The 25,909-nt window shown below is 66.9% G+C and carries 21 protein-coding genes and 1 pseudogene; 3 read left to right on the top strand and 19 right to left on the bottom strand.

All coding sequences use genetic code 11. The features are described from left to right. Positions 1-16: 16 nt before the first annotated feature. The 3 genes from CFB82_RS02120 to CFB82_RS02105 form a co-directional block, all read right to left on the bottom strand. On the bottom strand, positions 17-1,483 hold the full coding sequence (locus CFB82_RS02120) for a glutamate synthase subunit beta (RefSeq protein WP_089483319.1): 1,467 nt from the start codon (positions 1,481-1,483) through the stop codon (positions 17-19). Between the two features lie 83 nt (positions 1,484-1,566). Beyond that, entirely contained in the window at positions 1,567-6,270 is a 4,704-nt protein-coding gene (locus tag CFB82_RS02115; protein WP_089483318.1) for a glutamate synthase-related protein, read from the bottom strand. Positions 6,271-6,559: 289 nt separating this feature from the next. Next, positions 6,560-7,273 (bottom strand): transposase, encoded by a 714-nt coding sequence (locus CFB82_RS02105; protein ID WP_006477151.1) that lies wholly within the window; start codon positions 7,271-7,273, stop codon positions 6,560-6,562. A 193-nt stretch (positions 7,274-7,466) separates the two neighbouring features. On the opposite strand from CFB82_RS02105, the gene CFB82_RS02100 reads away from it, so the two are divergent. Further along, positions 7,467-8,198 (top strand): OmpW/AlkL family protein, encoded by a 732-nt coding sequence (locus tag CFB82_RS02100; RefSeq protein WP_089483317.1) that lies wholly within the window; start codon positions 7,467-7,469, stop codon positions 8,196-8,198. Between the two features lie 169 nt (positions 8,199-8,367). On the opposite strand, the gene ugpQ is transcribed toward CFB82_RS02100, so the two are convergent. The 12 genes from ugpQ to CFB82_RS02040 form a co-directional block, all read right to left on the bottom strand. Then, a complete protein-coding gene (ugpQ, locus tag CFB82_RS02095; protein ID WP_089444815.1) occupies positions 8,368-9,141 on the bottom strand; it encodes a glycerophosphodiester phosphodiesterase in 774 nt (257 codons plus the stop codon). Positions 9,142-9,169: 28 nt separating this feature from the next. Then, positions 9,170-10,255, bottom strand: coding sequence for a sn-glycerol-3-phosphate import ATP-binding protein UgpC (locus CFB82_RS02090; RefSeq protein ID WP_069246945.1), 1,086 nt, complete (start codon positions 10,253-10,255; stop codon positions 9,170-9,172). A gap of 32 nt (positions 10,256-10,287) precedes the next feature. Beyond that, positions 10,288-11,133 carry a sn-glycerol-3-phosphate ABC transporter permease UgpE gene (gene ugpE, locus CFB82_RS02085; RefSeq protein WP_089444814.1) on the bottom strand — a complete coding sequence of 282 codons (846 nt, stop codon included), beginning with the start codon at positions 11,131-11,133 and terminating at the stop codon, positions 10,288-10,290. Then, the gene (ugpA, locus tag CFB82_RS02080; RefSeq protein ID WP_089483316.1) at positions 11,130-12,014 is read right to left on the bottom strand and encodes a sn-glycerol-3-phosphate ABC transporter permease UgpA; all 885 of its coding nucleotides are present in this window, start codon (positions 12,012-12,014) and stop codon (positions 11,130-11,132) included. The genes ugpE and ugpA overlap by 4 nt, the downstream gene beginning before the upstream one ends. Positions 12,015-12,117: 103 nt before the next feature. After that, positions 12,118-13,452 carry a sn-glycerol-3-phosphate ABC transporter substrate-binding protein UgpB gene (gene ugpB / locus CFB82_RS02075; protein ID WP_069246942.1) on the bottom strand — a complete coding sequence of 445 codons (1,335 nt, stop codon included), beginning with the start codon at positions 13,450-13,452 and terminating at the stop codon, positions 12,118-12,120. A gap of 90 nt (positions 13,453-13,542) precedes the next feature. Then, on the bottom strand, positions 13,543-14,751 hold the full coding sequence (locus CFB82_RS02070; protein ID WP_069246941.1) for a deoxyguanosinetriphosphate triphosphohydrolase: 1,209 nt from the start codon (positions 14,749-14,751) through the stop codon (positions 13,543-13,545). Positions 14,752-14,792: 41 nt separating this feature from the next. Continuing rightward, positions 14,793-15,872 carry a 3-dehydroquinate synthase gene (gene aroB, locus CFB82_RS02065; RefSeq protein WP_089439053.1) on the bottom strand — a complete coding sequence of 360 codons (1,080 nt, stop codon included), beginning with the start codon at positions 15,870-15,872 and terminating at the stop codon, positions 14,793-14,795. Beyond that, on the bottom strand, positions 15,869-16,423 hold the full coding sequence (gene aroK / locus CFB82_RS02060; RefSeq protein ID WP_039366741.1) for a shikimate kinase AroK: 555 nt from the start codon (positions 16,421-16,423) through the stop codon (positions 15,869-15,871). The genes aroB and aroK overlap by 4 nt, the downstream gene beginning before the upstream one ends. A 40-nt stretch (positions 16,424-16,463) precedes the next feature. Continuing rightward, complete coding sequence (locus CFB82_RS02055; protein ID WP_089483315.1) at positions 16,464-18,095, bottom strand: type IV pilus secretin PilQ; 1,632 nt, start codon at positions 18,093-18,095, stop codon at positions 16,464-16,466. Further along, on the bottom strand, positions 18,092-18,958 hold the full coding sequence (locus tag CFB82_RS02050; RefSeq protein ID WP_089483314.1) for a pilus assembly protein: 867 nt from the start codon (positions 18,956-18,958) through the stop codon (positions 18,092-18,094). The genes CFB82_RS02055 and CFB82_RS02050 overlap by 4 nt, the downstream gene beginning before the upstream one ends. Next, positions 18,955-19,563, bottom strand: coding sequence for a fimbrial protein (locus CFB82_RS02045; RefSeq protein ID WP_089483313.1), 609 nt, complete (start codon positions 19,561-19,563; stop codon positions 18,955-18,957). Before CFB82_RS02045 ends, CFB82_RS02050 begins: the two co-directional genes overlap by 4 nt. Further along, the gene (locus tag CFB82_RS02040) at positions 19,560-20,486 is read right to left on the bottom strand and encodes a competence protein ComA (protein WP_089483312.1); all 927 of its coding nucleotides are present in this window, start codon (positions 20,484-20,486) and stop codon (positions 19,560-19,562) included. The genes CFB82_RS02045 and CFB82_RS02040 overlap by 4 nt, the downstream gene beginning before the upstream one ends. Positions 20,487-20,712: 226 nt before the next feature. On the opposite strand from CFB82_RS02040, the gene CFB82_RS02035 reads away from it, so the two are divergent. Next, positions 20,713-23,097, top strand: a complete 2,385-nt coding sequence (locus CFB82_RS02035; protein WP_089483311.1) for a penicillin-binding protein 1A — start codon at positions 20,713-20,715, stop codon at positions 23,095-23,097. Between the two features lie 90 nt (positions 23,098-23,187). On the opposite strand, the gene cyaY is transcribed toward CFB82_RS02035, so the two are convergent. Continuing rightward, a complete protein-coding gene (gene cyaY, locus CFB82_RS02030) occupies positions 23,188-23,517 on the bottom strand; it encodes an iron donor protein CyaY (RefSeq protein ID WP_069246934.1) in 330 nt (109 codons plus the stop codon). 36 nt (positions 23,518-23,553) lie between these two features. On the opposite strand from cyaY, the gene lptM reads away from it, so the two are divergent. Then, a complete protein-coding gene (gene lptM, locus CFB82_RS02025) occupies positions 23,554-23,832 on the top strand; it encodes an LPS translocon maturation chaperone LptM (protein ID WP_081421163.1) in 279 nt (92 codons plus the stop codon). 79 nt (positions 23,833-23,911) lie between these two features. On the opposite strand, the gene msrQ is transcribed toward lptM, so the two are convergent. From msrQ to CFB82_RS41895, 3 genes and pseudogenes are all read right to left on the bottom strand, one after another. After that, positions 23,912-24,598 (bottom strand): protein-methionine-sulfoxide reductase heme-binding subunit MsrQ, encoded by a 687-nt coding sequence (gene msrQ / locus CFB82_RS02020; protein WP_089483376.1) that lies wholly within the window; start codon positions 24,596-24,598, stop codon positions 23,912-23,914. A gap of 20 nt (positions 24,599-24,618) precedes the next feature. Further along, positions 24,619-25,614, bottom strand: coding sequence for a protein-methionine-sulfoxide reductase catalytic subunit MsrP (msrP, locus tag CFB82_RS02015; RefSeq protein WP_089483310.1), 996 nt, complete (start codon positions 25,612-25,614; stop codon positions 24,619-24,621). Between the two features lie 158 nt (positions 25,615-25,772). After that, positions 25,773-25,909 (bottom strand): annotated as a pseudogene (locus tag CFB82_RS41895) (c-type cytochrome biogenesis protein CcsB); the annotation flags it as partial.

Genomic DNA, 25,909 nt, shown 5'->3' with positions numbered 1-25,909 from the left:
GGCTACCGACCTACGCTTATCGCGGCAGGTTCGAATGCCCCATCAGGTACGCATCGACCGAGCGCGCGCACTGGCGACCTTCGCGGATCGCCCACACCACGAGCGACTGGCCGCGGCGCATGTCGCCCGCCGCGAACACCTTGTCGACCGACGTGTAGTACGAACGATCGCCTTCGGTCGCCGCACGCGCGTTGCCGCGCGCATCCTTCGCGACGCCGAATGCCTCGAGCACGGGGGCTGCCGGCTGCGTGAAGCCCATCGCGAGCAGCACGAGGTCGGCCTTCATTTCGAACTCGGAGCCCGGCACTTCCTGCATCTTGCCGTCCTTCCACTCGACGCGCACCGCGATCAGCTTCTCGACCTTGCCGTTCTTGCCTTCGAGACGCTTCGTCGCGACTGCCCAGTCGCGCTCGCAACCTTCGTCATGCGACGACGACGTGCGCAGCTTGATCGGCCAGTATGGCCACACGAGCGGCTTGTTTTCCTCTTCCGGCGGCTGCGGCAGCAGCTCGAACTGCGTGACCTGCTTCGCGCCGTGACGGTTCGATGTGCCGACGCAGTCCGAACCCGTGTCGCCACCACCGATCACGATCACGTGCTTGCCCTTCGCGAGCAGCTGGTCCGTGAGCTTGTCGCCCGCGTTCACGCGGTTCTGCTGCGGCAGGAAGTCCATCGCGAAATGCACGCCCGCGAGCTCGCGGCCCGGCACCGGCAGGTCGCGCGGCGTTTCCGAACCGCCGGCGATCACGACCGCGTCGAATTCTTCCTTCAGCGTGTCGGGCGAGATGGTTTCCTTCGCTAGGCTGCCGATCGACTCGGGCAGCGGATCCTTGCCGATGAATACGCTGGTGCGGAACGTCACGCCTTCCGCTTCCATCTGGCGCATGCGGCGGTCGATCAGCCACTTCTCGAGCTTGAAGTCGGGAATCCCGTAGCGCAGCAGGCCGCCGACGCGGTCGTTCTTCTCGAACACCGTCACGTCGTGGCCCGCGCGCGCGAGCTGCTGCGCGGCGGCGAGGCCCGCGGGGCCCGAACCGACGACCGCGACCTTCTTGCCCGTCTTGTGCTCGGCCGGCAGCGGCTTCACCCAGCCTTCCGCCCAGGCCTTGTCGATGATCGCGTGCTCGATCGACTTGATGCCGACCGGGTCGTCGTTGATCCCGAGCGTGCAGGCGGCTTCGCACGGCGCCGGGCAGATGCGGCCCGTGAATTCAGGGAAGTTGTTGGTCGAATGCAGGACTTCGATCGCCTGCTGCCAGTCCTGGCGGTAAACGAGATCGTTGAAGTCCGGAATGATGTTGTTGACCGGGCAGCCGTTGTTGCAGAACGGGATGCCGCAATCCATGCAGCGCGCGCCCTGGATCTTCGCGTCCGCGTCGGTCAGCGCCGCGACGAATTCCTTGTAGTGCTTCACGCGCGTGAGCGGTGCTTCGTACGCCTCGTGGCGGCGTTCGAACTCCAGAAAACCGGTTGCCTTGCCCATAAGGTGCTCTTCTGTTCGGTGTATCGGGTGGGGGAGCCGCGCGCGGCAATCATGCGCGCGGCATTCGCTATGTCGTTCGTCGCTCAGGCGGCCAGCTCTTCCTTCGCCGCCTTCTTCGCACCGATCTCGTCCAGCGCGCGCTTGTATTCGTGCGGGAACACCTTCACGAACTGGCGGCGCGCCGCGTCCCAGTTTTCCAGCAGCGACTTCGCGCGCGGCGAACCCGTGAACTGGAAATGACGCTCGACGAGCCCCTTGAGCAGCGCTTCGTCCGTCGTGCCTTCGTGCCAGAGCGCGCGGTCGACCGTGCGCTCCTGCTCGGCCTGCTGCAGCACCGGCTCGAGCGCGACCATCGACTTGTTGCACTTCGCCGCGAACGTGCCTTCCGGATCGTAGATGTACGCGAGACCGCCCGACATGCCGGCCGCGAAGTTGCGCCCGGTCTCGCCGAGCACAACGACCGTACCGCCCGTCATGTATTCGCAACCGTGGTCGCCCGTGCCTTCGACGACCGCCGTCGCACCCGAGTTGCGCACGCAGAAGCGCTCGCCCGCCACACCGCGGAAGAACGATTCGCCTTCGATCGCGCCGTACATCACCGTGTTGCCGCAGATGATGTTTTCCTCGGACTTGCCGCGGAAGTCGTTGGTCGGGCGGATGATGATCCGGCCGCCCGACAGCCCCTTGCCGACGTAGTCGTTGCCGTCGCCGACGAGGTCGAGCGTGACGCCCTTCGCGAGGAACGCGCCGAAGCTCTGGCCGGCCGTGCCCTTCAGCTGGATGTGCACCGCGTCGTCGGCCAGGCCGTCGTGGCCGTGCTTCTTCGCGATCACGCCCGACAGCATCGCGCCGACCGTCCGGTTCACGTTGCGCACCGGCTGGATGAACGACACATGCTCGCCGTTCTCGATCGCGGCCTTCGCCTTCTCGATCAGCACGTGGTCGAGCGCACGCTCGAGGCCGTGATCCTGTACGTCGACGTGACGCGGCGCGACGTCCTCGCACTCTTCCGGCTGGTAGAACACGCGCGAGAAGTCGAGGCCCTTCGCCTTCCAGTGCTCGATGCCCTTGCGGGTGTCGAGCAGGTCGGCGCGGCCGATCAGGTCGTCGAACTTCGCGACGCCGAGCTGCGCCATGATCTCGCGCACTTCCTCGGCGACGAAGAAGAAGTAGTTCACGACGTGCTCGGGCTGGCCCTTGAACTTCGCACGCAGCACCGGATCCTGCGTCGCGACGCCGACCGGGCACGTATTCAGGTGGCACTTGCGCATCATGATGCAGCCTTCGACGACGAGCGGCGCCGTCGCGAAGCCGAATTCGTCCGCGCCGAGCAGCGCGCCGATCACGACGTCGCGGCCCGTCTTCATCTGGCCGTCGGCCTGCACGCGGATGCGGCCGCGCAGGCGGTTCAGCACCAGCGTCTGCTGCGTTTCGGCCAGGCCGAGTTCCCACGGCGTGCCTGCGTGCTTGACCGACGACAGCGGCGATGCGCCCGTGCCGCCGTCATGGCCGGCGATCACGACGTGATCGGCCTTCGCCTTCGCGACACCGGCCGCGACCGTGCCGACGCCCACTTCCGACACGAGCTTCACCGAGATGCTCGCGCTCGGGTTCACGTTCTTCAGGTCGTGGATCAGCTGCGCCAGATCCTCGATCGAGTAGATGTCGTGGTGCGGCGGCGGCGAGATCAGGCCGACGCCCGGCACCGAGTAACGCAGCTTGCCGATGTATTCCGACACCTTGTGGCCCGGCAGCTGGCCGCCTTCGCCCGGCTTCGCGCCCTGCGCCATCTTGATCTGGATCTGGTCGGCCGACGCGAGGTACTCCGCGGTGACGCCGAAACGGCCCGACGCGACCTGCTTGATCTTCGAGCGCAGCGAATCGCCGTCCTGCAGCGGAATGTCGCTGACGATTTCATCGCCGATGACCGACTTCAGCGTCTCGCCCGACTTGATCGGAATGCCGCGCAGCTCGTTGCGGTAGCGCTTCTCGTCCTCGCCGCCTTCGCCGGTGTTCGACTTGCCGCCGATCCGGTTCATCGCGATCGCGAGGGTTGCGTGCGCTTCCGTGCTGATCGAACCGAGCGACATCGCGCCCGTCGCGAAACGCTTGACGATGTCCTTCGCCGGCTCGACGTTCTCGATCGGGATCGCCTTGGTCGGCTCGACCTTGAACTCGAACAGGCCGCGGAACGTCATGTGACGCTTGGTCTGGTCGTTGATCAGGTGCGCGTATTCCTTGTACGTCTGGTACGAGTTGCTGCGCGTCGCGTGCTGCAGCTTCGCGATCGAATCCGGCGTCCACATGTGGTCTTCGCCACGCACGCGGTACGCGTACTCGCCGCCCGCGTCGAGCATGTCGCGCAGGACCGGGCTGTCGCCGAATGCGTCGCGGTGCAGGCGGATCGCCTCTTCCGCGACTTCGAACAGGCCGATGCCGCCCACCTTCGACGCGGTGCCCTTGAAGTACTTCTCGACCAGGTCGCTCGACAGGCCGAGCGCTTCGAAGATCTGGGCGCCCGTGTACGACATGTACGTCGAGATGCCCATCTTCGACATCACCTTCTGCAGGCCCTTGCCGACTGCCTTCGTGAAGTTGTAGACGGCCTTCTCCGGCGACAGGTCGCCCGGCAGCCCTTCCGCCATCTTCGCGAGCGTTTCCATCGCGAGGTACGGGTGCACGGCTTCCGCGCCGTAGCCCGCGAGCAGCGCGAAGTGGTGCGTTTCACGAGCGGAACCCGTCTCGACGACGAGGCCCGTGCTCGTGCGCAGCCCTTGCTGGACGAGGTGCGAGTGGATCGCCGACGTGGCGAGCAGCGCCGGAATCGCGACATGCTCGGCGTCCGTCTTGCGGTCCGACACGATCAGCATGTTGTAGCCCGACTTCACCGCGTCGACGGCTTCCGCGCACAGCGACGCGAGGCGCGCTTCGATGCCTTCCTTGCCCCAGGCGACCGGGTAGCAGATGTTCAGCTCGTACGCGCTGAACTTGCCGCCCGTGTACTGGTCGATCGCGCGGATCTTCGCGATGTCCTTGAAGTCGAGCACCGGCTGCGACACTTCGAGACGCATCGGCGGGTTGATGTTGTTCGTGTCGAGCAGGTTCGGCTTCGGGCCGATGAACGACACGAGCGACATGACCATGTTCTCGCGGATCGGGTCGATCGGCGGGTTCGTGACCTGCGCGAACAGCTGCTTGAAGTAGTGATAGAGCGTCTTGTTCTTGTTCGACATCACCGCCAGCGGCGAGTCGTTGCCCATCGAACCGACGGCTTCCTCACCCTGCTGCGCCATCGGTGCCATCAGGAACTTCAGGTCTTCCTGCGTGTAGCCGAACGCCTGCTGGCGGTCGAGCAGCGCGGCGCCCTGCGTGCGGCCGGCCGCGACTTCCTCGGCCTTCGGCTCGATCTCGTCGAGCTTGATGCGCACGGCATCGATCCAGCTCTTGTACGGCTTCGCGTTCGCGAGGTTGTCCTTCAGTTCCTTGTCGTCGATGATGCGGCCGTGTTCCATGTCGATCAGGAACATCTTGCCCGGCTGCAGGCGCCACTTCTTGACGATCTTCGATTCGGGGATCGGCAGCGTGCCGGCTTCCGACGCCATGATGACGAGATCGTCGTCGGTGACGATGTAGCGGGCCGGACGCAGGCCGTTACGGTCGAGCGTCGCGCCGATCTGGCGGCCGTCGGTGAACGCGATCGCGGCCGGGCCGTCCCACGGCTCCATCATCGCTGCGTGATATTCGTAGAACGCGCGGCGGTTCTCGTCCATCAGCGTGTGCTGTTCCCACGCTTCCGGGATCATCATCATCACCGCGTGCACGAGCGGGTAGCCGGCCATCACCAGCAGCTCGAGACAGTTGTCGAACGACGCGGTATCCGACTGGCCCGGGTAGATCAGCGGCCACAGCTTCGGCAGATCGTCGGCGAGCACGTGCGACGCGATCGCGCCGGTACGCGCGTTTAGCCAGTTCACGTTGCCCTTCACGGTGTTGATCTCGCCGTTGTGCGCGATCATCCGGTACGGGTGAGCCAGCTCCCACGCCGGGAACGTGTTGGTCGAGAAGCGCTGGTGCACGAGCGCGAGCGCCGACACGACGCGCGTGTCCTGCAGGTCGCGGTAATACACGCCGACCTGGCCCGCGAGCAGCAGCCCCTTGTAGACGATCGTGCGCGCCGACATCGACGGCACGAAGTATTCCTTGCCGTGCTTGAGCTTCAGCGCCTGGATGCGGTGGCTCGCCGTCTTGCGGATCACGTACAGCTTCCGCTCGAGCGCGTCCGTCACCATGATGTCCTTGCCGCGGCCGATGAAGATCTGGCGGATCAGCGGCTCGCTCGCCTTCACGGTCGGCGAAATCGGCATCGCATGGTCGACCGGCACGTCGCGCCAGCCGAGCACGACCTGGCCTTCGGCCTTCACCGTCCGCTCGAGCTCCTGCTCGCATGCGAGACGCGACGCGTTTTCCTTCGGCAGGAAGATCATGCCGACCCCATATTCGCCGGCCGGCGGCAGATTCACGCCCTGCTTCGCCATTTCCTCGCGGTAGAACGCGTCCGGAATCTGGATCAGGATGCCCGCGCCATCGCCCATCAGCGGATCGGCGCCGACCGCGCCACGGTGATCGAGGTTCTCGAGGATCTTCAGACCCTGCTGAATGATCTCGTGGCTCTTCTTGCCCTTGATGTGAGCGACGAAGCCGACGCCACAGGCGTCGTGTTCGTTTTGCGGGTCATACAGACCTTGTGCGGCGGGCACCGCGGCGAGCGGCTGCTGGTGGTCGTTCATGGGGACACCGTCGTAAAGGGGGCCTGGAGGCCGTTGAACCATTTTCTTGTTGCCGTCGATCCCGCTCCCGACGGGAGACGGCACGGCCGACAGTGGATGGGCATGCTTCGCCCGGGCCACCGGAATTCGGAATATACGCGACGAATCAAAGGAATAGCAACAAAAACCGCTTGATCGAACCCTAATTAAACGCATGCCTCGATCTGGTGCCGTTTTATTGGGGTCGTATCGTTTTGGTGCAAAAAGAAGCGGCGCCCGCAGCGCCGCCTCCTGAACCGCCGGTCCTGCGTTACTGCTGGATCGGCGGCGTGTTTTCACGCACCTTTCTGGGGCGTCCGCGCGGCAGCGGCGACACGCGCCGGTTCGCGGTACGCGCCGCCCACTCGCGATAATTCTCGCCGCCGAGCACCCAACCCTTCAACGTCGCCTGCTGCAGCTGGTCGGCCTGCCGCTCGTCGAGCGGCTGCTCGCACAGCTCCTTGTACGCGCGCTGGCGGTCGAACGGCGTATTGCCGAGCGCCCAGTAGAGCGGATGGTCGGTGATCAGGCTGTCGACGGTGAGCCCGACGTGGTGCCGGTAGCTCGACCAGCGATAGGCCTCGGGCGTCGCGACGAGCTGCGCGCGCACCGGGCTCATCTCGACCACACGGCTCGCGAGCAGGAAATAGCGCTCGCCTTCGATCACGGTCGCGCGATAGCGCCCTTCCCACAGGGTGCCGCGCCGCGAGTAGCGCCGGTTGAAATGCGCGACGTAGCGGCGACCGACGGCCTGCATCGCTTTCGGCAGGCTTGCTTCGTCGCTCGGCGTCACGAGCAGTTGCACCTGGCGGGGCAGCAGCACGTAGGCGTGCACCGACAGGTGATGATCGCGCGCGGCGGCCTTCAGGCAATCGATGAAGAGTTCGTAGTCCTGGTCGTCGACGAACGCGGGTTGCTGATCCAGGCCGCGCAGTATCACGTGCTGCGGCTGGTCGGGAACGTAGAGTCGTGCTAACCGTGCCATGCTGAATGTCCGTTTGAACGCGTTAGGAAATACCCGGGGGTCCGAAAATGCGCACCTGCGTAGAATGCCTGTCCCCGCTGGGCGCGAAAGCGTACGGTCGTACGAAACCTAGGGAGAAAACTCTAACTTACGAGCTTGTTTGGTTTTAAACGCAGTCGTCATAATGAGCACGCCTTTGATCGGAGGAGACACAATGAAACGAAAACTGGCCATTACGGGGGCCGCGGCACTCGCATTCTCATTGGCGGGCGCTACGGCACATGCACAATCCGCAGGTGATTTCTACGTCAGCACCGGCTGGCTGCACCTTGCGCCGCAGGACAGCAGCGACCCGCTGTTCCTCTACCGCGTCGGCGGCACGCCCATCAACCAATCGATTCCCAACACGGGCGCCGGCATCAACGACGCCGATACGCTGGGGCTCGCAACGGGCTACTTCGTCACCGACCACATCTCCACCGAGCTCGTGATGGGGATACCGCCGAAGTTCGACATCACCGGCAAGGGTCAGTTCGAAAAGTTCGGCGTCCTCGGCCGTGCGTACCAGTGGAGCCCCGCCGTATTGCTTCGCTACCACTTCAACGACGCCAACGCGAAGTTCCGTCCGTATGTCGGCGTCGGCGCGACGTATGTCTGGTTCACCGGCGCGAAGATCACGAACAGCAGCTTCGAGAACGGCGTGCTCGGCGGCTCGACCAGCGCGACGACCAGCAACCAGTGGGCGCCCGTGTTCAACGCCGGCTTCACGTACAACTTCACGAAGCACTGGTTCGCGGGCCTGTCGCTCTCGTACATCCCTGTCAGCGTGACTGCGACCTTCACGACGGCCCGCCGGACGCCGGTCGGCACCCTGACCGAAACGTCGAAAGCGAAGATCTCGCTGAACCCGATCGTCACGTACCTGAACGTCGGCTACCGCTTCTAAGCGTAGTCGAATATTTGGGGAATGGTTAATCCTGCTGCAATTTGTAGCGGATTTTTCCTGACGTAACGTCTCCACGATGCGAAACGCCCCGGCGGGAATCCCGTCGGGGCGTCTTTTTTCGCGTCAGGCACGTTCCCGGCACGGGTTTCGCCGGCCGTCAGTGCGGCCCTCAGGGAATGGCGATGTCGTCCAGCGCAGCCGGGCCGATCAGGTCGATCCGGTCCGTGCAGACCGCATCGACGCCCCAGCGCGCGAGTTCGCGTGCCCGTTCGAGGTCGTTTACCGTGTAAACCAGGATGCGCAGCCCGGCCGCCTTGATCGCGCGCACGAGCGGCTCGTCGAGCTGTTTGTGGTCTGCATGCAACGAAACGCAGCCGAGCGCGCCGACGACTTGCGCATGCCAGTCGTCCGGCACGGCCTCATAGAGCATCCCGCGCGGCAGTGCAGGCGCCGTCGCGCGTGCCTGTTGCAGCGCGTCGAACGAGAACGACGACAGGAGCGGCGGAACCGCGGCATCGCGCCAGTACACGGCCGCGTCGGCCGCCACGCGCTGCCCCGTCTCGCGCTCGCGCCCCGGGCATGGCTTGATCTCGACATTCGCGGCCAGTCCGTGGGCGAGGCAGCGCGCCGCCGCTGCCTCGAGCGTCGGCATCCGCTCGCCCGCGAAGCGCGCGTCGCGCCACGCGCCCGCATCGAGCGCGGCCAGCGCGTCATAACGCATGCCCGCCGCCGCGCCGTGACCGTTCGACGTGCGGTCGACCGTATCGTCGTGCAGCAGGAACGTCACGTCGTCGGCCGACAGCTTCGCGTCGAACTCGACCATCCGGTGGCCACGGCGCGCGCCCTCGTCGAGCGCGGCGAGCGTGTTCTCCGGCGCGAGCGTGCCGCCGCCGCGATGGGCGACGACGCGCGGATAAGGCCACCAGTCGGTACGGGTCGTCATCGTCGGTCTCTCGGCAAGGTCAGCAGGTTCAGCCGGCACGCTTGCCGGTCTCGGGATCGAAGAAATGCAGCCGGTGCGCCGGCAGCGAGGCCGCCAGCGCCGTGCCGCGCGCGGGACGGTCCGCGTGCGGCAAGCGTACCGCGACGTCGTGATTGCCCCAGCGGCCGTGCGCGAGATTGTCCGCGCCGAGCAGCTCGCACGAGTCGACCGGCAGCGTCGCCTGCGCGACGCCCGGCTGCGGCGTCATGTGCTCGGGACGCACGCCGAGCACCCAGTCGCGCCCGGTGGCGATCGCCGCGCCGATACCGGGGGCGCCTGCGACCGGCAGCGCAGGGCCGCCACCCGCGACCGTAAACGTCGCGCCGTCGTCCGACAGCCGGCCGTGCATCAGGTTCATCGCGGGCGAGCCGATGAAGCCCGCGACGAACACCGTCGCCGGCTTCTCGTACACGTCGACCGGCGCGCCGATCTGCTCCGCGTAGCCGCGGTTCATCACGATCACGCGCTGCGCGAGCGTCATCGCCTCGATCTGGTCGTGCGTGACGTAGACGCTCGTCGTCGCGAGCCGCGCATGCAGCCGCTGGATCTCGAGCCGCATCTGCACGCGCAATTTCGCGTCGAGGTTCGACAACGGCTCGTCGAACAGGAACACCGACGGCTCGCGCACGATTGCGCGCCCCATCGCGACGCGCTGCCGCTGGCCGCCCGACAGCTCGCGCGGCCGCCGCGCGAGCAACGGCTCGAGCTCGAGGATCTTCGCGGCCGCGGCCACCCGCGAATCGATCGTTGCGCGCTCGATCCCGCGGATCTTCAACCCGTAGCCCATGTTCTGCGCGACCGTCATGTGCGGGTACAGCGCATAGTTCTGGAACACCATCGCGATGTCGCGATCCTTCGGCTCCAGCGTGTTGACGACACGCTCGCCGATCGCGATCTCGCCGTCCGTCACCGTCTCGAGCCCCGCGATCATCCGCAGCAACGTCGACTTGCCGCAGCCCGACGGGCCGACCAGCACGATGAATTCGCCGTCGGCGATCTCCACGTCGATGCCATGCAGCACGTGCTGCTTGCCGTCATAGGATTTCCTGACGCCCTTCAAGCTCAGCGCAGCCATTCTTGGTCTTTCTCCCGGTTGCCGTCCGTCATTTATTTCTCGGAATCGACGAGGCCGCGCACGAACCAGCGCTGCATCGCCAGTACGACGACGAGCGGCGGGATCATTCCCAGCAGCGTCGCCGCCATCACGTATTGCCATTCGGTCGCGGCGTCGCCGCTCGCGATCATCGTCTTGATGCCCACCACCGCCGTCGACAGCGACGCTTCCGTCGTGATCAGGATCGGCCACAGATACTGGTTCCAGCCGTAGATGAACGTGATCACGAACAGCGCCGCGATGCTGGTCTTCGACAGCGGCAGCACGACGTCCCAGAAGAACCGCAGCGGCCCCGCGCCGTCGATGCGCGCGGCGTCCATCAGCTCGTCGGGCAGCGTCATGAAGAACTGGCGGAACAGGAACGTCGCGGTCGCCGACGCGATCAGCGGCAGCGTGAGCCCCGCATAGGTGTTCGTCAGGTGCAGCGTCGACACGACCTGCACGGTCGGGAAGATCCGCACCTCCACCGGCAGCATCAGCGTGATGAAGATCAGCCAGAACGCCGTGTTGCGAAACGGGAAGCGGAAATAGACGATCGCGTACGCGGACAGGATCGACACCGCGATCTTGCCCACCGCGATGCCGAGCGCCATCGCGAAGCTGTTCACGAGCAGGCGGCCGAACGGCGCGGTCGTGCCGCCGCTGCCGTGCCCCCAGATGTACGCGACGTTCTCGAACAGGTGCGTGCTCGGCACGAGCGACAGCGGCACCGTGAACACTTCCTGCGCATTCATCGTCGCCGCGCAGAACGCGACATAGACGGGAAACACGATCAGCACGACGCCCGCGATCAGCACCGCGTGGCAGAACAGGTCGAAGCCCTTGCGATTTTCGATCATGCGTATTGCACCCTGCGTTCGACGAAGCGGAACTGGATCACCGTGAGCCCGACGACGATGATCATCAGCACTACCGACTGCGCGCCCGAGCTGCCGATGTCGAGCCCCTGGAAGCCCTCCGCGAAGATCTTGTAGATCAGCGTCTTCGTGCTCTGCGCCGGGCCGCCGCCGGTGGCCGCGTCGATCACCGGGAACGTGTCGAAGAACGCGTAGACGAGGTTCACGACCAGCAGGAAGAAGCTGGTGGGCGACAGCAGCGGCAGCACGATGTTGAAGAAGCGCCGCACCGGCCCGGCACCGTCGATCGCGGCCGCCTCGATCAGCGAGCGCGGGATCGCCTGCAGGCCCGCGTAGAAGAACAGGAAGTTGTAGCTCACCTGTTTCCACACCGATGCAAGCACGACCAGGAACATCGCCTGGTCGTCGTTCAGCGCGTGGTTCCACACGATGCCGCTCTTCGCGAGCGCATAGGTGATCAGGCCGATGCTCGGGTTGAACAGGAACGCCCACAGCACGGCGGCGATCGTCGGGGCAACCGCGTACGGCCAGATCAGCAGCGTGCGGTACACGCGCGCGCCGCGGATCACGCGATCGGCGCACGCGGCGAGAATCAGCGACACGACCAGCCCGCTCACAGTGACGAGCGAACTGAACACGAGCGTCGTGCGGAACGAATCGAGATACAGCGGATCGGCGAACAGGTGCGTGAAGTTCGCGAGGCCGACGAATTCGCTCGACGTGCCGAACGCGTCCTGCATCTGCGTCGACTGCCATAGCGCGACGCCGGCCGGCCACAGGAAGAACACGGCGGTGATCGCGAGCTGCGGCGCGATCAGCAGGTACGGCAACAGGCTCGTACCGAAACGGGAACGGGATTGCATCGCGGATATCCGGTCAGGCGCAACGGAAAGGGAGTCGTGCCGCCGGCCGGCACGCGCATCCGTACAGGATGCGACGCGGCCGGCGGCACGGTGCGATGCGGGCTCAGCCGCCCGACTTCTCGAAGCGGCGCAGCAATTCGTCGCCGCGCGACGCGGCCGAATCGAGCGCGTCCTTCGGCGACTTCTTCTGCGCCCAGACCTGTTCGAACTCCTCGTCGACCACCGTGCGGATCTGCGGCATGTTGCCCAGGCGCAGCCCCTTCGTGTACGGCAGCGGCGGCTTGTTCAGCATCTGCTTGATCGCGGTTTCGGCGCTCGGGTTCTTCGCGTAGAAGCCCTGCTGGCGCGTGAGGTCGTACGCCGCGGTCGTCACGGGCAGGTAGCCCGTGTCCTGGTGCCACTTCGCGGCGACAGCCGGCGAGGCCAGGTACGCGAGGAATTTCGCGACGCCCTTGTAGGTCGCCGGATCCTTGCCCGCCAGCACCCACAGGCTCGCGCCGCCGATGATCGCGTTCTGCGGGGCGCCCTTCACGTTCGCGTCGTACGGCATCATGCCCGTGCCGTAGCTGAACTTCGCGAACTTCTGCACGTTCGCGAGCGCGCCCGACGACGTCGTCAGGATCCCGCAGTCGCCGCTGTAGAACTTCGCCGACGCTTCGTCCTTGCGGCCCGCGTACGTGAACGTGCCGTCCTTCGCCATCTGCTGCAGGAACGAGATGTGCGCGATCTGCTGCGGCTTGTTGAATTCGAGCACCGCGTCGGTACCGTCGAAGCCGTTGTTGCGGCTCGCGAACGGCAGCCCGTGCCACGCGCTGTAGTTCTCGAGCTGGATCCAGCCCTGCCACCCGGTCGTGAAGCCGCATGCCATCCCCGACTTGCGCAGCTTCTCCGCGTCGGCCTGCACGTCGGCCCACGTCTTCGGCGGCTGGTTCGGGTCGAGCCCGGCCTTCTTGAACGCGTCCTTGTTGTAGTACAGCACCGGCGTCGAGCTGTTGAACGGCATCGATACGAGATGGCCCGTCTTCGCGTCGCTGTAGTAGCTCGCGATGGTCGGCACGAACGCCTTTTCGTCGAGCGGCACGCCCGCCTGCTTGAACACGTCGTAGACGGGCACGACGGCCTTCTTCGCCTGCATCATCGTGGCCGTGCCGACTTCGTAGACCTGGAGGATCGCCGGCGCGTTGCCGCTGCGATAGGCGGCGATGCCGGCCGCGAGCGCCTGGTCGTAGGTGCCCTTGAAGACCGGCACGATCTTGTAGTCGCTCTGCGACGCGTTGAACTGGTCGGCGATCGCGTTGACCCGCTCGCCGAGCGCGGCTTCCATCGCATGCCAGAACTGGATTTCCGTCGCGGCGAGCGCCACGTGCTGTACCCCGAACATCAGCGCGCCGCCGAGCGCGATCGAACGAACCAGTGTCCCCGCAGGCTTCTTCTTCATCGACCTCTCTCCTATGAAAACGTTACCAACAGCGTGTGCAACATTCCCGTCGCCATTGAACCGGCGAAGTCTAGTGATCGTTTGTGACAGTCAGTTGTCGTTGATGACGAACAGGCGCTGATACTCCTTCAGCGCGAAGCGGTCGGTCATGCCGGCGATGTAGTGCGCGACGAGGCGCGGCTGCTGCGCGGCATCGTCGGACTGGTACGGCGGCGGCAGCAGGCGCGGATCGTCGATGAACGCGTCGAACAGACCGGTGACGACGCGCTGCGCCTTGCTCGCCATGCGCATCACCTTGTAGTGGCGATAGAGGTTCTTGAAGAGGAAACGCTTGAGGGCGGCCGCCTGCGCGGCAACCGTTTCGCTGTGCGACACGAGCGGCGGCGCGGCGCGCACGTCGTCGAGCGACGCGGGGGCGACACGCGCGAGATTGCGCGTCGTCTCGTCGATCAGGTCGACGATCAGCGTGTTGATGATGCGGCGCACCGTCTCGTGCACGAGACGGCGGCCTTCGAGGTGCGGGAATTCGGCGAGCGCCGCCTCGTAGTGGCGCTGCCACAGCTCGACTTCCGCGAGCTGTTCGATCGTGATCAGGCCGGAACGCAGGCCGTCGTCGACGTCGTGGTTGTTGTACGCGATCTCGTCCGCAATGTTGGCGAGCTGCGCTTCGAGCGACGGCTGGCGGCCCTGCAGGAAGCGCTCGCCGAGCGCGCCGAGCTTGCGCGCATTCTCGCGCGAGCAGTGCTTCAGAATGCCTTCGCGCGTCTCGAAGCACAGGTTCAGCCCGTTGAACGCGCCGTAGTGCTCCTCGAGCTCGTCGACGACCGCCAGGCTCTGCAGGTTGTGCTCGAAGCCGCCATGCTCGCGCATGCAGGCATTCAGCGCATCCTGCCCGGCATGGCCGAACGGCGTATGGCCGAGGTCGTGCGCGAGCGAGATCGCCTCGACAAGATCCTCGTTCAGGCGCAGGTTGCGCGCGACCGAGCGCGCGATCTGCGCGACTTCGAGACTGTGCGTGAGGCGTGTGCGGAACAGGTCGCCTTCGTGATTGACGAAGACCTGCGTCTTGTATTCGAGCCGGCGAAATGCGGTCGAATGGACGATGCGGTCGCGGTCGCGCTGGAATTCGGTGCGCGCCGCCGGCGGTGCCTCCGGATGGCGACGGCCGCGCGACTGCGACGCGTGTGCGGCATACGGAGCGAGATGGGCTTCCAGCGCCGCCAGCGTCGGCGGCTCGGCCACCGGCGCAGCAGATGCGCGGCCGGCTTCGGGCAGTGTGCTGCTGGATGTCTCGCTCACGTCTCCTCCATGTCAGGGGCGCCGGGGCATCCGGGCCGCCGTTAGCGGGTAGTCTGCGCCAGTGTGGCGAACACGGCTTCGTCCGGCGCCTGCGTGATCAGCGTATCGCCGAATCGCTTCAGCAGGATGAACTTGATCGCGCCGGCCTCCGCCTTCTTGTCGACGCGCATCAGGTCCATGTAGCGCGCGTCGCCGAGCGCGGGCCCGCGGGTCGGCAGGTGCGCGGCCGCGATCACCGCATCGAGACGCTGCCGCGATGCTTCGTCGAGCAGGCCGAGCCGCACCGACAGGTCGCCCGCCATCACCATCCCGCAGCCGACCGCCTCGCCATGCAGCCACTCGCCGTAGCCGAGGCCGGCCTCGATCGCATGGCCGAACGTGTGGCCGAAATTCAGGATCGCGCGCAGGCCGCCTTCGCGTTCGTCGGCCGCCACCACGCTCGCCTTGATCTCGCACGAGCGCTTCACCGCATGCGCGAGCGCGGCCGGGTCGCGACGGTTCAGCGCGTCGACGTTCGCCTCGATCCAGTCGAAGAATTCCGCATCGGCGATCGCGCCGGTCTTGATGATCTCGGCGACGCCGGCCGCCAGTTCGCGGTCGGGCAGGGTCGTCAGCGCGCCGATGTCCGCGATCACGGCCTGCGGCTGGTAGAACGCGCCGATCATGTTCTTGCCGAGCGGGTGGTTGATGCCTGTCTTGCCGCCGACCGACGAATCGACCTGCGACAGCAGCGTCGTCGGCACCTGGATGAACGGCACGCCGCGCATGTAGCACGCGGCCGCAAAGCCCGTCATGTCGCCGATCACGCCGCCGCCGAGCGCCACGAGCGTCGTCTTGCGGTCCGCGCGGTCGGTCAGCAGGCCGTCGAAGATCAGGTTCAGCGTTTCCCAGTTCTTGTACGCCTCGCCGTCCGGCAGCACGACCGTCGACACGCGCTTGCCGAGCGGCGCAAGCGCCGCGCGCAGCGCGTCGCCGTAGAGCGGATCGACCGTCGTGTTCGTGACGATCGTGACGGACGAGCCCTTGATATGAGGCGCGAACAACTCGGCGCGGCCGATCAGGCCGGCGCCAATATGAATCGGATAGGCGCGGTCGCCCAGATCGACGTTGACAGTAATCATGCTTGTAGCGGCTTGGCGATGACGCCCGCCAGTTCGAGTTGCATCAGCACCATGTTGACGAGACCGTTGACCGACGGACGGCCGGTCTCGATGACGAAATCCGCGCATTCGCGGTACAGCGGGTCGCGTACCTCGTACAGCGCTTCGAGACGCCCCTTCGGATCTTCGGTCTGCAGCAGCGGGCGGTTCTTGTCCTTGCGCGTGCGCAGCCACAGATCGTGCGGATTGGCGCGCAGGTAGACGACGATGCCGTGGCTTTTCAGGCAGTCGCGGTTTTCCGGGCGCAGCACCGCGCCGCCGCCCGTCGCGAGCACGATGTTCTCGCGCTGCGTGAGATCGGCGATCACCTGCGTTTCGCGATCGCGAAACCCGGCCTCGCCCTCCATCTCGAAGATCACCGGAATGCGCGCGCCCGTGCGGGCCTCGATTTCGTGGTCGGAGTCGAAGAACGTCCTGTCGAGACGACGCGCGACCGCACGGCCCACGGTGGTCTTACCCGCTCCCATAAGGCCGACGAAAAATACGTTTGCATGTGGGTCCCGCGCTTGCAACGGCTTCCTCTGCTTCAATCTTGCTGGTGTGTGGCGCAGCTTACTGGCAAAGCGGCTGCCTTGTCGAGCCTGCGCCGGCGGCTTCCGGCCCCGTTTTCTCGGCATCCGCGCCGCCCGCGCCGGGCGCATTGCAGCGCGCATCGACGACGGTCGGCGTGATGAAGACGACCAGTTCGTTACGCTGATCGCGTTGCGCGCGGTGCCGGAAAAGCGCGCCCAGAAACGGTATTTTGCCCAAGAGCGGCACGCGCGTCACATCGTTCCGGTTCAGTTGCTCATAGATCCCGCCAATCGCGACCGTCCCGCCGTTCTCGACCTCGACGCGCGTCTGGACGTGTTTCGTATGGATCGCCGGACCGGCCGCCGTCGGCTCGCCGATGCTGTCCTTCGTCACGTCCAGGTCGAGCACCACGCGCCCGTCCGGCGTGATCTGCGGCTCGACCTCGAGCTTGAGCGTCGCCCGGCGGAACTGCACGCCGCTCACGCCGTTGCCGACCTTCGCCTGGTACGGCAGCTCCGAGCCCTGTTCGACGATGGCCTTGACGCGATCGGCGGTCACCACACGCGGACTCGAAACGATCTGGCCCCGACCTTGCGCCTCGAGCGCGCTCAGTTCGACGTCGAGCACGCGGCTGAGCGGCGCGGCGAACAGCGTGAAGCCGGCGGTTGCCGCTTCGAAGCCGCCGAGCGGCCGCGCAGCCAGGTCGAGCGCGTTGCGGGCACCGGTCATAAACATGGCGCTCTCGCCCGACGGCGGCCGCTCCTGCGCCCGCAGCGCGACACGGGCGCCGAGATTGCGCGAAAAACCCTGCTCGCCCTCGACGATGCGGGCCTCGATCCGGACCTGCCGCGACGGCCGGTCGATCGCATCGATCAGGCTCGCGATCTGGTCGAGACGCGGCGCGAGATCGGTGACGAACAGCAGGTTCGTGCGCGGATCGGCAGCTGCCGCACCCCGCTTCGACAGCAGGCGCTGGCCGGTCGCGCCGGCCAGGAGCCGCTGCACGTCCTGCGCACGCGGGTAGTGCAGCGCGAACGTCCGGCTCGCAAGCGGCTCCAGATCGGCGGCCCGCGCGTGCATTTCGAAGCGCTCGCGTTCGCGCGCGGCCAGTTCGGTCGCCGGCGTGACCCATATCACGTTGCCCCGCCGGGACATCGCGAGCCCGTGTGTGTCGAGCAGCGTGTCGAAGGCATCGCGCCAGCGGACATTGTTCAGACGTAACGTGACGGTGCCACGCACCTGCTCGCTGACGACAATATTGAGTCCGGTGAACCGCGCGAACGCGTCGAACGCGGCTGCAAGCCCCGCGCCCTGCAGATTCAGCGAGATCCGCCGCGTGTCGTCCGCATCGCCCGGCTGCCGGGCCGCAGCGTCGCTCATCCGTGCCGGCGGCGCCAACGGGATCGGCGGCCCCTCCAGCCCGGGGGCCGGGGTGGCGGCCTCGGCCTGAAGCGCCGCGCGAGCCGCCTGGTCGAACGGCGGCGGGCCGGCCTCCGTCGATACGGTGTGATCCGCCCCGTCCACCACGCCTTGCGGCAACGGCAGGCCCGGCACCTGTGTATCCAACGATGCGGCAGGCCAGACGGCCGGCAGCGGCGGCAATGACGCGCTTGCACTGGCCGCGGTCAATCCGGCCCAAACGGCGAGCACCCGGCATCCGTGCTTGATCATGGCCGCCTCCCGTCGTCCAGCGTGACCCGGTACGCGCCGTCCGCTGTTGCCAGCGTCACGGCGACGGGATCGACGCGCACCACCCGCGCGGCCCCGACGGTATCGCCGGGGACCACGGCCGTGAACGCGCCGTCACCGTCGTCGAACAGCGCAAGACCTGCATGACCGTCGCGAATCGTGCCGGCCAGGCGGGCAGCCGCCCACTCCGCTTCGGACGAACCGGCCTCACCGAACGGATCGGCGCCGGGCGTGTCGGCCAGAACCGGCGCCTCCCCGCCCGTAGACGTTGGCGCCGGCAACGCCGGAAACACGTCGACGGACATTTCCACGCGCGCGGCCTCCTTTCCCCGTTCGACACGCAGTGCGGATGGCACCGCCAGCACCGGGAAACGGGCCAGCCCGCCGACCATCTGCAGCAACGCGCGAAAGCCGCCGTACGCGACGATACGCACCGAGCGCCTGCCGTCCGGCACCGCGCCATCGGCGCGCAGCGGTTCGATCGATACGTCGCGCAGCCCGCTCGACGCGGCGCGATCCGCCAGTTCCAGCATCAAAGCGGCCCATTCCGGCGTACGCGGCGAACGATCGCCGTGTGCCGCCGCCGGCTGCACGCCGCGTTGCCGTGCGGCGGCCACCAGGACACGCCGCGCGTCGGCCTCCCGCATCTGCGCCGCTGCGAGCAACGCGCGGCTATGCGCGAGCCCGCTCCAGTCGGCAGCATTCGCCAGATGAATGCCGCCCGCCAGCACGGCCGCGAATGCGAGCCCGCAGCCTGCGAAGTGCGCAGCCGCCGGCGACATGCGCCGCATGCCGCCCCGCCGTCCGTCGCCGCGCAGTGCGGACCGATGCGCGAGCGCCATCATGTGCCGCCTCCCGACGCTTTCCGGGACGCCATCGCGTCGTGCCAGCGCAGCTGGACCGAGAACCGGAACGGCATCCCGCCTGTAGCGACCGGCGCATCGGAAGCTGGCTTCAACGCATCGATATCGATCCGCCAGCCACGTTGCTCACGTGCCATCCCCGCGAGCCATCGCGCGGCCGCTCGGTAGCTCGCGGCACGCGCATCGATCACGGCACCGGCCGACGTCGTGCGCAGCGCGTCGAGCCGGACGGTGCCGTCGCGCACCTGCGCCAGCGTGGCCAGCAGCCCTGCGACGTGCCGAAAAGGCGCGGCAAGCGCGGCCGCCTGCGCATCGCGCTGCGCGGCAACGGCCGCCGCCCTGGCTGCGCGTGTCGCGGCCCCCACGTGCGGCTGCAACTGCCGCAGTCGCACCTCCAAGCTGGCACGCTCGGCATCCACACGCCACGCCGCCGCGGTGGCAGCGCCCGTCCACAGGCCGGCGCCGAGCACACCGAACAGAATCGCCGCACCGCACTGCGCGGCCCGGCGACGTCGCAACGCCTGCGCCAGCCGCACGCGGTACGGCAGCAGGTTGAAACCGCCCGGCTCCGCACGACAGGCCGTCATTCCCACACCCCGCGCAATGCCAGCCCGAATGCGACAGCCCATGCCGGGCCGCCCGGCATGCCGGTGGGCGGGCACGGTTGCCCGCTCCAGCCCGTGCAGTCGAACGACACCGCAACCGCGCCGAGCACATCGCCGATCTCGGCGACGGACGTATCGAAGCGGGCGATGCAACGCTCGTCCCCGGCCACGAGTACGCAACACACGGCCCCGAGCGCGCGCTGGCGCAATGCATCGGAAAACGCCCCCGGCACGGCGCCGGACAGCGTCAGCACCGGTACGGCCAACGGGCCGTCGATTCGCCAGCCGTGCACGCCCGAGTCATGAAACCAGAGCGCCGCGTAGGGGCCCGCCTGCGCGTCGGGTTCGAATTGCGCGGCATAGCGCAACGCACGCAGCGCCGCGGCCGACTCGCCGTCGACCACCGTCAGGTCGACACCGGCCTGGGCAGCCACGTCGATCCGCCGTTCGAGCAGCGCCAGCGGCGCCACGGCAACCTCGATCTCGCCCGCTCCCGCGCCGCCCTCCTGCCGCCAGTCGAACGCGAGACTGTCCGGCGCCAGCCCCGAGATGCGTTCGGCCGCCTGCCGCGCGGCGTCCTCGACGTCGGCCCGCCCGGCCAGGTCGAGCGTCGCGGTGCGCATCTCGTCATCGTGCAACGCCATCACGCCGCGCGCGTCGCACCGCACGCCGGCCGCCGACAGCCTCGACACGGCGGCGGCCAGCGCACGCGCAACAGCCGCCCAGCGCGCATCCTCCGGCCCGCCCGCCAACCCGACCGGCTCCCGCTCGAGTCCCTCGACGCACACCTCCGCACCCCGGCCGCGCCGGCTCAGCACGACCACCCTCACCTCATGCGCACCGACGTCGATTCCCGTCGACCGGTGCCCGCCCTGTGCAAACCGCGCTCGCCATCGTCCCGCCATCCCAGCCTCCCGAACTCGTCGCGGCCCATGCCGCGTTTCCGAGACCTGATTCTGCAAATCAGCGCGTGCGGCCGACAGTCAGCCTAATGGCCAGCATCCGCTCCCGACGACCATGCGCGGGCTATGCTGGAAGTACGCCAGGCCGCGTCTTCGCGGCGGGCGGCCCCCGCGTCAGGACCGGTCTTACCGGGCAGCTATAATCGCGGGACTGTTTTCCGGTATGCCTATGCAATCCACGACTCCTACGTCCCCGCCTCCCGCCCCGGAGCCGAAGAAGCGGCCCTGGTGGCAAAAAGTCCTGCTCGGATTCGCCACGATGTGCGTGGCGCTCGTCGTGGCCGGTGGCCTCGTGCTCGGCTACGCGCTCGTCGTTGCGTGGCCGAACATGCCGTCGCTCGACGCGCTGACCGACTATCGGCCGAAGGTGCCGCTGCGCATCTATACGTCCGATCACGTGCTGATCGGCGAATTCGGCGAAGAGCGCCGCGACGTCGTCCACTTCAAGGACGTGCCCGACTCGCTGAAGAAGGCGATCCTCGCGATCGAGGACGCGCGCTTCTACGATCACGGCGGTGTCGACCTCACCGGCATCGTCCGCGCCGGCTTCGTCGCGCTGACGAACGGCCATGCATCGCAGGGTGCGAGCACGATCACGATGCAGGTCGCGCGCAACTTCTTCCTGTCGAGCGAGAAGACCTACACGCGCAAGATCTACGAGATGCTGCTCGCGTACCGGATCGAGCGTGCGCTGACGAAGGATCAGATTCTCGAGGTCTACATGAATCAGATCTATCTCGGCCAGCGCGCGTACGGCTTCGCCAGCGCCGCGCGGGTCTACTTCGGCAAGGACCTGAAGGACATCTCGCTGGCCGAAGCCGCGATGCTCGCCGGGCTGCCGAAGGCACCGTCCGCGTACAACCCGGTCGTGAACCCGAAGCGCGCGAAGGTGCGCCAGGAATACATCCTGCAGCGGATGCTCGAGCTGAATTTCATCACGCGCGAACAGTACGACGAAGCTTCCGCTCAGCCGCTCGTCGTCAAGGGTCCGGGCCGCGATTTCAGCGTGCACGCCGAGTACGTCGCGGAAATGGTCCGACAAATGATGTACGCGCAGTACCGCGAGGAAACCTACACGCGCGGCTTCAACGTCGTCACGACAATCGACTCCGCGGATCAGCAGGTCGCGTACACCGCGCTGCGCAAGGGCATCATGGATTACGAACGCCGGCACGGCTATCGGGGGCCGGAAGGCTTCATCGAGCTGCCGGCCGGGGCCGACGACCGCGAACAAGCGATCGACGATGCGCTGCTCGAACACCCCGACAACGGCGAACTGATCGCCGCGGTCGTCACGGCCGCCAGCCCGCGCCAGATCACGGTCGCGTTCATCGACGGCAGCAATGCGACGATCGAAGGCGACAACCTGCGCTTCGCGTCGGGCGCGCTGTCGGCCAATGCGCAGCCGAATCGCCGCATCCGCCCGGGCGCGATCGTCCGCGTCGTGAAGAACGACGCCGGCAAATGGTCGATCACGCAGTTGCCGCAGGTCGAGGGAGCGTTCCTGTCGATCGTCCCGCAGGACGGCGCGATCCGCTCGCTCGTCGGCGGCTTCGACTACAACAAGAACAAGTTCAACCACGTCACGCAGGCGTGGCGGCAGCCGGGTTCGTCGTTCAAGCCGTTCATCTATTCGGCGTCGCTCGACAAGGGCCTCGGGCCGGCAACCGTGATCAACGACGGCCCGCTGTATTTCAGCGCCGCCGAAACGGGTGGCCAGCCGTGGGAGCCGAAGAACTACGGCGGCGGCTTCGAAGGCCCGATGTCGATGCGCACCGCGCTGCAGCGCTCGCGCAACCTCGTGTCGATCCGGATCCTGAACCACATCGGCACGAAGTACGCGCAGCAGTACATCACCCGCTTCGGCTTCGACGCCGAACGCCATCCGGCCTACCTGCCGATGGCACTCGGCGCGGGCCAGGTCACGCCGCTGCAGATGGCGGGCGCGTACTCGGTCTTCGCGAACGGCGGCTACCGCGTCAATCCGTACCTGATCGCCGAAGTCACCGATCCGAACGGCGCGATCGTCGTGCGCGCACAGCCGCTCGTCGCCGAGCAGAACGCGCCGCGCGCGATCGACCCGCGCAACGCGTACGTGATGAACAGCCTGCTGCAGAGCGTCGCGCAGCGCGGCACGGGCGCACGGACCAACGTGCTGAAGCGCACCGACCTCGCGGGCAAGACCGGCACGACGAACGACTCGCACGACGCGTGGTTCGCCGGCTATCAGCACACGCTCGCCGCGATCGCGTGGATCGGCTACGACAATCCGCGCAGCCTCGGCGATCGCGAAACGGGGGGCGGCCTGTCGCTGCCGGTCTGGATCGAATACATGGGCGCCGCGCTGAAGGGCGTGCCCGAATTCAAGCCGACGGTGCCGGACGGTGTCGAGTCGCTCGGCGGCGAGCTGTACTTCACCGAGTTCGCGCCGGGCCACGGCTTCGTGTCGACGGTCGGCGTACCGCAGGCGCCGGCCGCGCAGAACGTCGACGCCACCGTGCCGCACGTCGACGAGCAGGAAAAGCAGGACATCATGAACCTGTTCGCGCACTGACCACCGGCACGGACATGAAAAAAGCGCCCTGCGGGGCGCTTTTTCTTTGGTACGACGCGTCGAGGCGCGGCCCGGCTTCGGCCGGAGCGGTTACGGCGCGCTGAACGTGATCGGCAGGCCGGCCTGCTGCGTCGCGTATTCGGTGAGCGCCGAGAAAAACTCGGTGCCCGTGCGCGTATCGCGCCATTCGCCGTCGATGAAACGGTAGTGGAAGCCGCCCGCCCTCGCGGCGATCCACACTTCCTTCATCGGCGGCTGCAGGTTGACGATGATCTTCGAGCCGTTCTCGAACGTCAGCGTCAGGACGCTGCCGTTGCGCTCCAGATCGATGTCGTGATCGCCGTCGTTGGCGTCGTCGACGGTACGCTCGACGGCCGCCAGCACGGCCTCGGCACGGGTCAGGTATTCGGTATCGGACATGCTAAACTCTATTGGTTCAATTGTTCAGGGACGATCATGCGAGTCGTTTTCCGGATGAGCGCGATTGTAGCGGCTTTGGCGATTCTTGCCGGCTGCGGTCAAAGCGGCGCGCTCTATCTGCCCACCGTGCCTCCGATGCCCAAGCCACTCCAGCAGCAGGACACCCCGCCGTCGGACGTGAAGCCGACCGATGAAAACGCGTCGTCCGACAGTGTGCCCGATTCGTCCGGCACGCCACTCACGCTGTCACCCGAATTGTCGAGCAGCGCATCGTCCATGCCTGCACCGGCGTCGAGCCCGGCCGTCGCGAAGTAACGACGCGCCGCCTGCACGGCTCACGAAGCAAGGCGATGACTTCCCGGTCATCGCCTTTTGTTTTTTTCAGGCTGCGCCGTCACGCGCGCACGCGCCGCCATCCCCATGCGATGAGCCGCCAGCCGAGCAGCACGGCGACGATTGCCGCATACAGCTTCGGCTGCGCCAGATTGTGCTTGCCGGCCCTCATCCACCAGAAGTGCAGCACGCCGAACAGCGCGATCGCGTAGATCGCGCTGTGCAGCGTCGCCCAGTGGCGGCCGAGCCGGCGCACCATGGCGCGCGGCGACGTTGCCGCGAGCGGAATCAGCAGCACGAACGCGGCAAAGCCGACCGTGATGAACGGGCGCTTGCCGACGTCCTTCAGGATCGCGACGACGTCGAACCACTTGTCGAACCACAGGTAGGTCGTGAAGTGCAGCGTCGCGTAGAAGAACGCGAACAGCCCGATCATCCGGCGAAAGCGCAGCAGCGTCGCGAACCCCGTCATGCGCCGAAGCGGCGTGACGGCGAGCGTGATGCACAGGATCACGAGCGTCCAGAGCCCCGTCGAGCGCGTGATGAACTCGATCGGATTCGCGCCGAGCCGGTCGGTCAGCCCGAACAGCACGAGACGCGCGAGCGGATAAAGGCCAGCCGCGAAAACCAGCACCTTGACCGGCGCGAGCCAGCGCGGCGCGGCGGGACGGACCGCGCCGCTCCGTGCGGCACGTGCAGCCTGGCCGGCGCCGGCTGTGGGCGCGGCCGTCAGGGTCGAAGGAGGCAGGTCGTTTCTCACCGTCGCCCTCAGAAATTCTTCTTCAGGTCCATGCCCTGATACATCGACGCGACCAGATCGCCGTAGCCGTTGAACATCAGCGTCTTGCGCTTCGGCGTGAAAAAGCCGTCCTCGCCGATGCGCCGCTCGGTCGCCTGGCTCCAGCGCGGATGATCGACGTTCGGGTTCACGTTCGAATAGAAGCCGTACTCGTTCGACGCGTACGTGTTCCAGCTCGTCTTCGGCTGCTTGTCGACGAAGCGGATCTTCACGAGCGACTTCGCGCTCTTGAAACCGTACTTCCACGGCACGACGATCCGCACCGGTGCGCCGTTCTGGTTCGGCAGCACCTGCCCGTAGACACCCATCGTCAGTAGCGTCAGCGGATTCATTGCCTCGTCCATCCGTAGCCCTTCCGAGTACGGCCAGTCGAGCACGGGCGTCGAGAGACCGGGCATCTGCGACGGATCGGCCAGCGTGATGAACTGCACGTATTTCGCGTTACCGGTCGGCTGCACACGCTTGATCAGCTCGGACAGCGGCACGCCGACCCACGGAATCACCATCGACCATCCCTCGACGCAGCGCAGCCGGTATACGCGCTCCTCGAGCGGCGCGAGTTTCAGCAGTTCGTCGAGATCGAACACCTTCGGATGCAGCACCTCGCCCTCGACGCTCACACGCCACGGGCGCGGCCGCAGCGTGCCGGCGTTCTGCGCGGGGTCGCTCTTGTCGGTGCCGAATTCGTAGAAGTTGTTGTAGGTGGTGATGTCCTTGAACGGCGTCACCTTGTCGGCCGCGACGAACTTCGGATTCGTCTTCGCCGCAAGCTTCGCGGCCCGCGCATCGGGCGACGCATAGGCGGCCATTGCTGCGCCGCTGCCACCGAGCAGCCCGCCCGCCGCCGCGAGGCCGGCCGCCTGTAATACGCGCCGCCGGTTCTCGAACACCGCACGCGGCGTGATTTCGCCGGGTGCAATATCGCCGCCGGTCAGTACGTTCCGCAAAGGGCGTTTGATCCACATCGTGCTGCTCCTCCTGCCTGCGCCGCGCGCAGTTTCATGAGCGTTCGACCCGACCCGTCTTGCGCCGTTCGACGCCAGGACCGCCCGCCCGTTACAAAAGAAAACCGCCGGGCACGCAGTGCACCGGCGGTTTCATAGTCGGACGAACAGCGGAAATCTTACAGCTTGCCGTAGCTGTGCAGCCCGGACAGGAACATGTTGACGCCGAGGAACGCGAAGGTCGTCACGAGCAGGCCCGTGAGCGCCCACCATGCGGCCACCGTGCCGCGCAGGCCCTTCATCAGGCGCATGTGCA

The sequence above is a fragment of the Burkholderia sp. HI2714 genome (genome assembly GCF_002223085.1).
GTDB classification, from domain to species: Bacteria; Pseudomonadota; Gammaproteobacteria; order Burkholderiales; family Burkholderiaceae; genus Burkholderia; species Burkholderia lata_D.
Note: the sequence above shows the minus strand (reverse complement) of the source record. Positions and strands in the feature narration are given on the sequence as shown.

Coding starts and splice junctions, on each gene's coding strand:
- msrP (WP_089483310.1), bottom strand. CDS start 25,614: ATGTGGATCAAACGCCCTTTGCGGAACGTACTGACCGGCGGCGATATT.
- CFB82_RS02115 (WP_089483318.1), bottom strand. CDS start 6,270: ATGAACGACCACCAGCAGCCGCTCGCCGCGGTGCCCGCCGCACAAGGT.
- CFB82_RS02040 (WP_089483312.1), bottom strand. CDS start 20,486: ATGGCGGGACGATGGCGAGCGCGGTTTGCACAGGGCGGGCACCGGTCG.
- aroB (WP_089439053.1), bottom strand. CDS start 15,872: ATGATTACTGTCAACGTCGATCTGGGCGACCGCGCCTATCCGATTCAT.
- CFB82_RS02050 (WP_089483314.1), bottom strand. CDS start 18,958: ATGATGGCGCTCGCGCATCGGTCCGCACTGCGCGGCGACGGACGGCGG.
- CFB82_RS02035 (WP_089483311.1), top strand. CDS start 20,713: ATGCAATCCACGACTCCTACGTCCCCGCCTCCCGCCCCGGAGCCGAAG.
- CFB82_RS02055 (WP_089483315.1), bottom strand. CDS start 18,095: ATGATCAAGCACGGATGCCGGGTGCTCGCCGTTTGGGCCGGATTGACC.
- ugpE (WP_089444814.1), bottom strand. CDS start 11,133: ATGATCGAAAATCGCAAGGGCTTCGACCTGTTCTGCCACGCGGTGCTG.
- CFB82_RS02100 (WP_089483317.1), top strand. CDS start 7,467: ATGAAACGAAAACTGGCCATTACGGGGGCCGCGGCACTCGCATTCTCA.
- CFB82_RS02045 (WP_089483313.1), bottom strand. CDS start 19,563: ATGACGGCCTGTCGTGCGGAGCCGGGCGGTTTCAACCTGCTGCCGTAC.
- cyaY (WP_069246934.1), bottom strand. CDS start 23,517: ATGTCCGATACCGAATACCTGACCCGTGCCGAGGCCGTGCTGGCGGCC.
- CFB82_RS02105 (WP_006477151.1), bottom strand. CDS start 7,273: ATGGCACGGTTAGCACGACTCTACGTTCCCGACCAGCCGCAGCACGTG.
- ugpB (WP_069246942.1), bottom strand. CDS start 13,452: ATGAAGAAGAAGCCTGCGGGGACACTGGTTCGTTCGATCGCGCTCGGC.
- ugpA (WP_089483316.1), bottom strand. CDS start 12,014: ATGCAATCCCGTTCCCGTTTCGGTACGAGCCTGTTGCCGTACCTGCTG.
- CFB82_RS02090 (WP_069246945.1), bottom strand. CDS start 10,255: ATGGCTGCGCTGAGCTTGAAGGGCGTCAGGAAATCCTATGACGGCAAG.
- ugpQ (WP_089444815.1), bottom strand. CDS start 9,141: ATGACGACCCGTACCGACTGGTGGCCTTATCCGCGCGTCGTCGCCCAT.
- CFB82_RS02120 (WP_089483319.1), bottom strand. CDS start 1,483: ATGGGCAAGGCAACCGGTTTTCTGGAGTTCGAACGCCGCCACGAGGCG.
- lptM (WP_081421163.1), top strand. CDS start 23,554: ATGCGAGTCGTTTTCCGGATGAGCGCGATTGTAGCGGCTTTGGCGATT.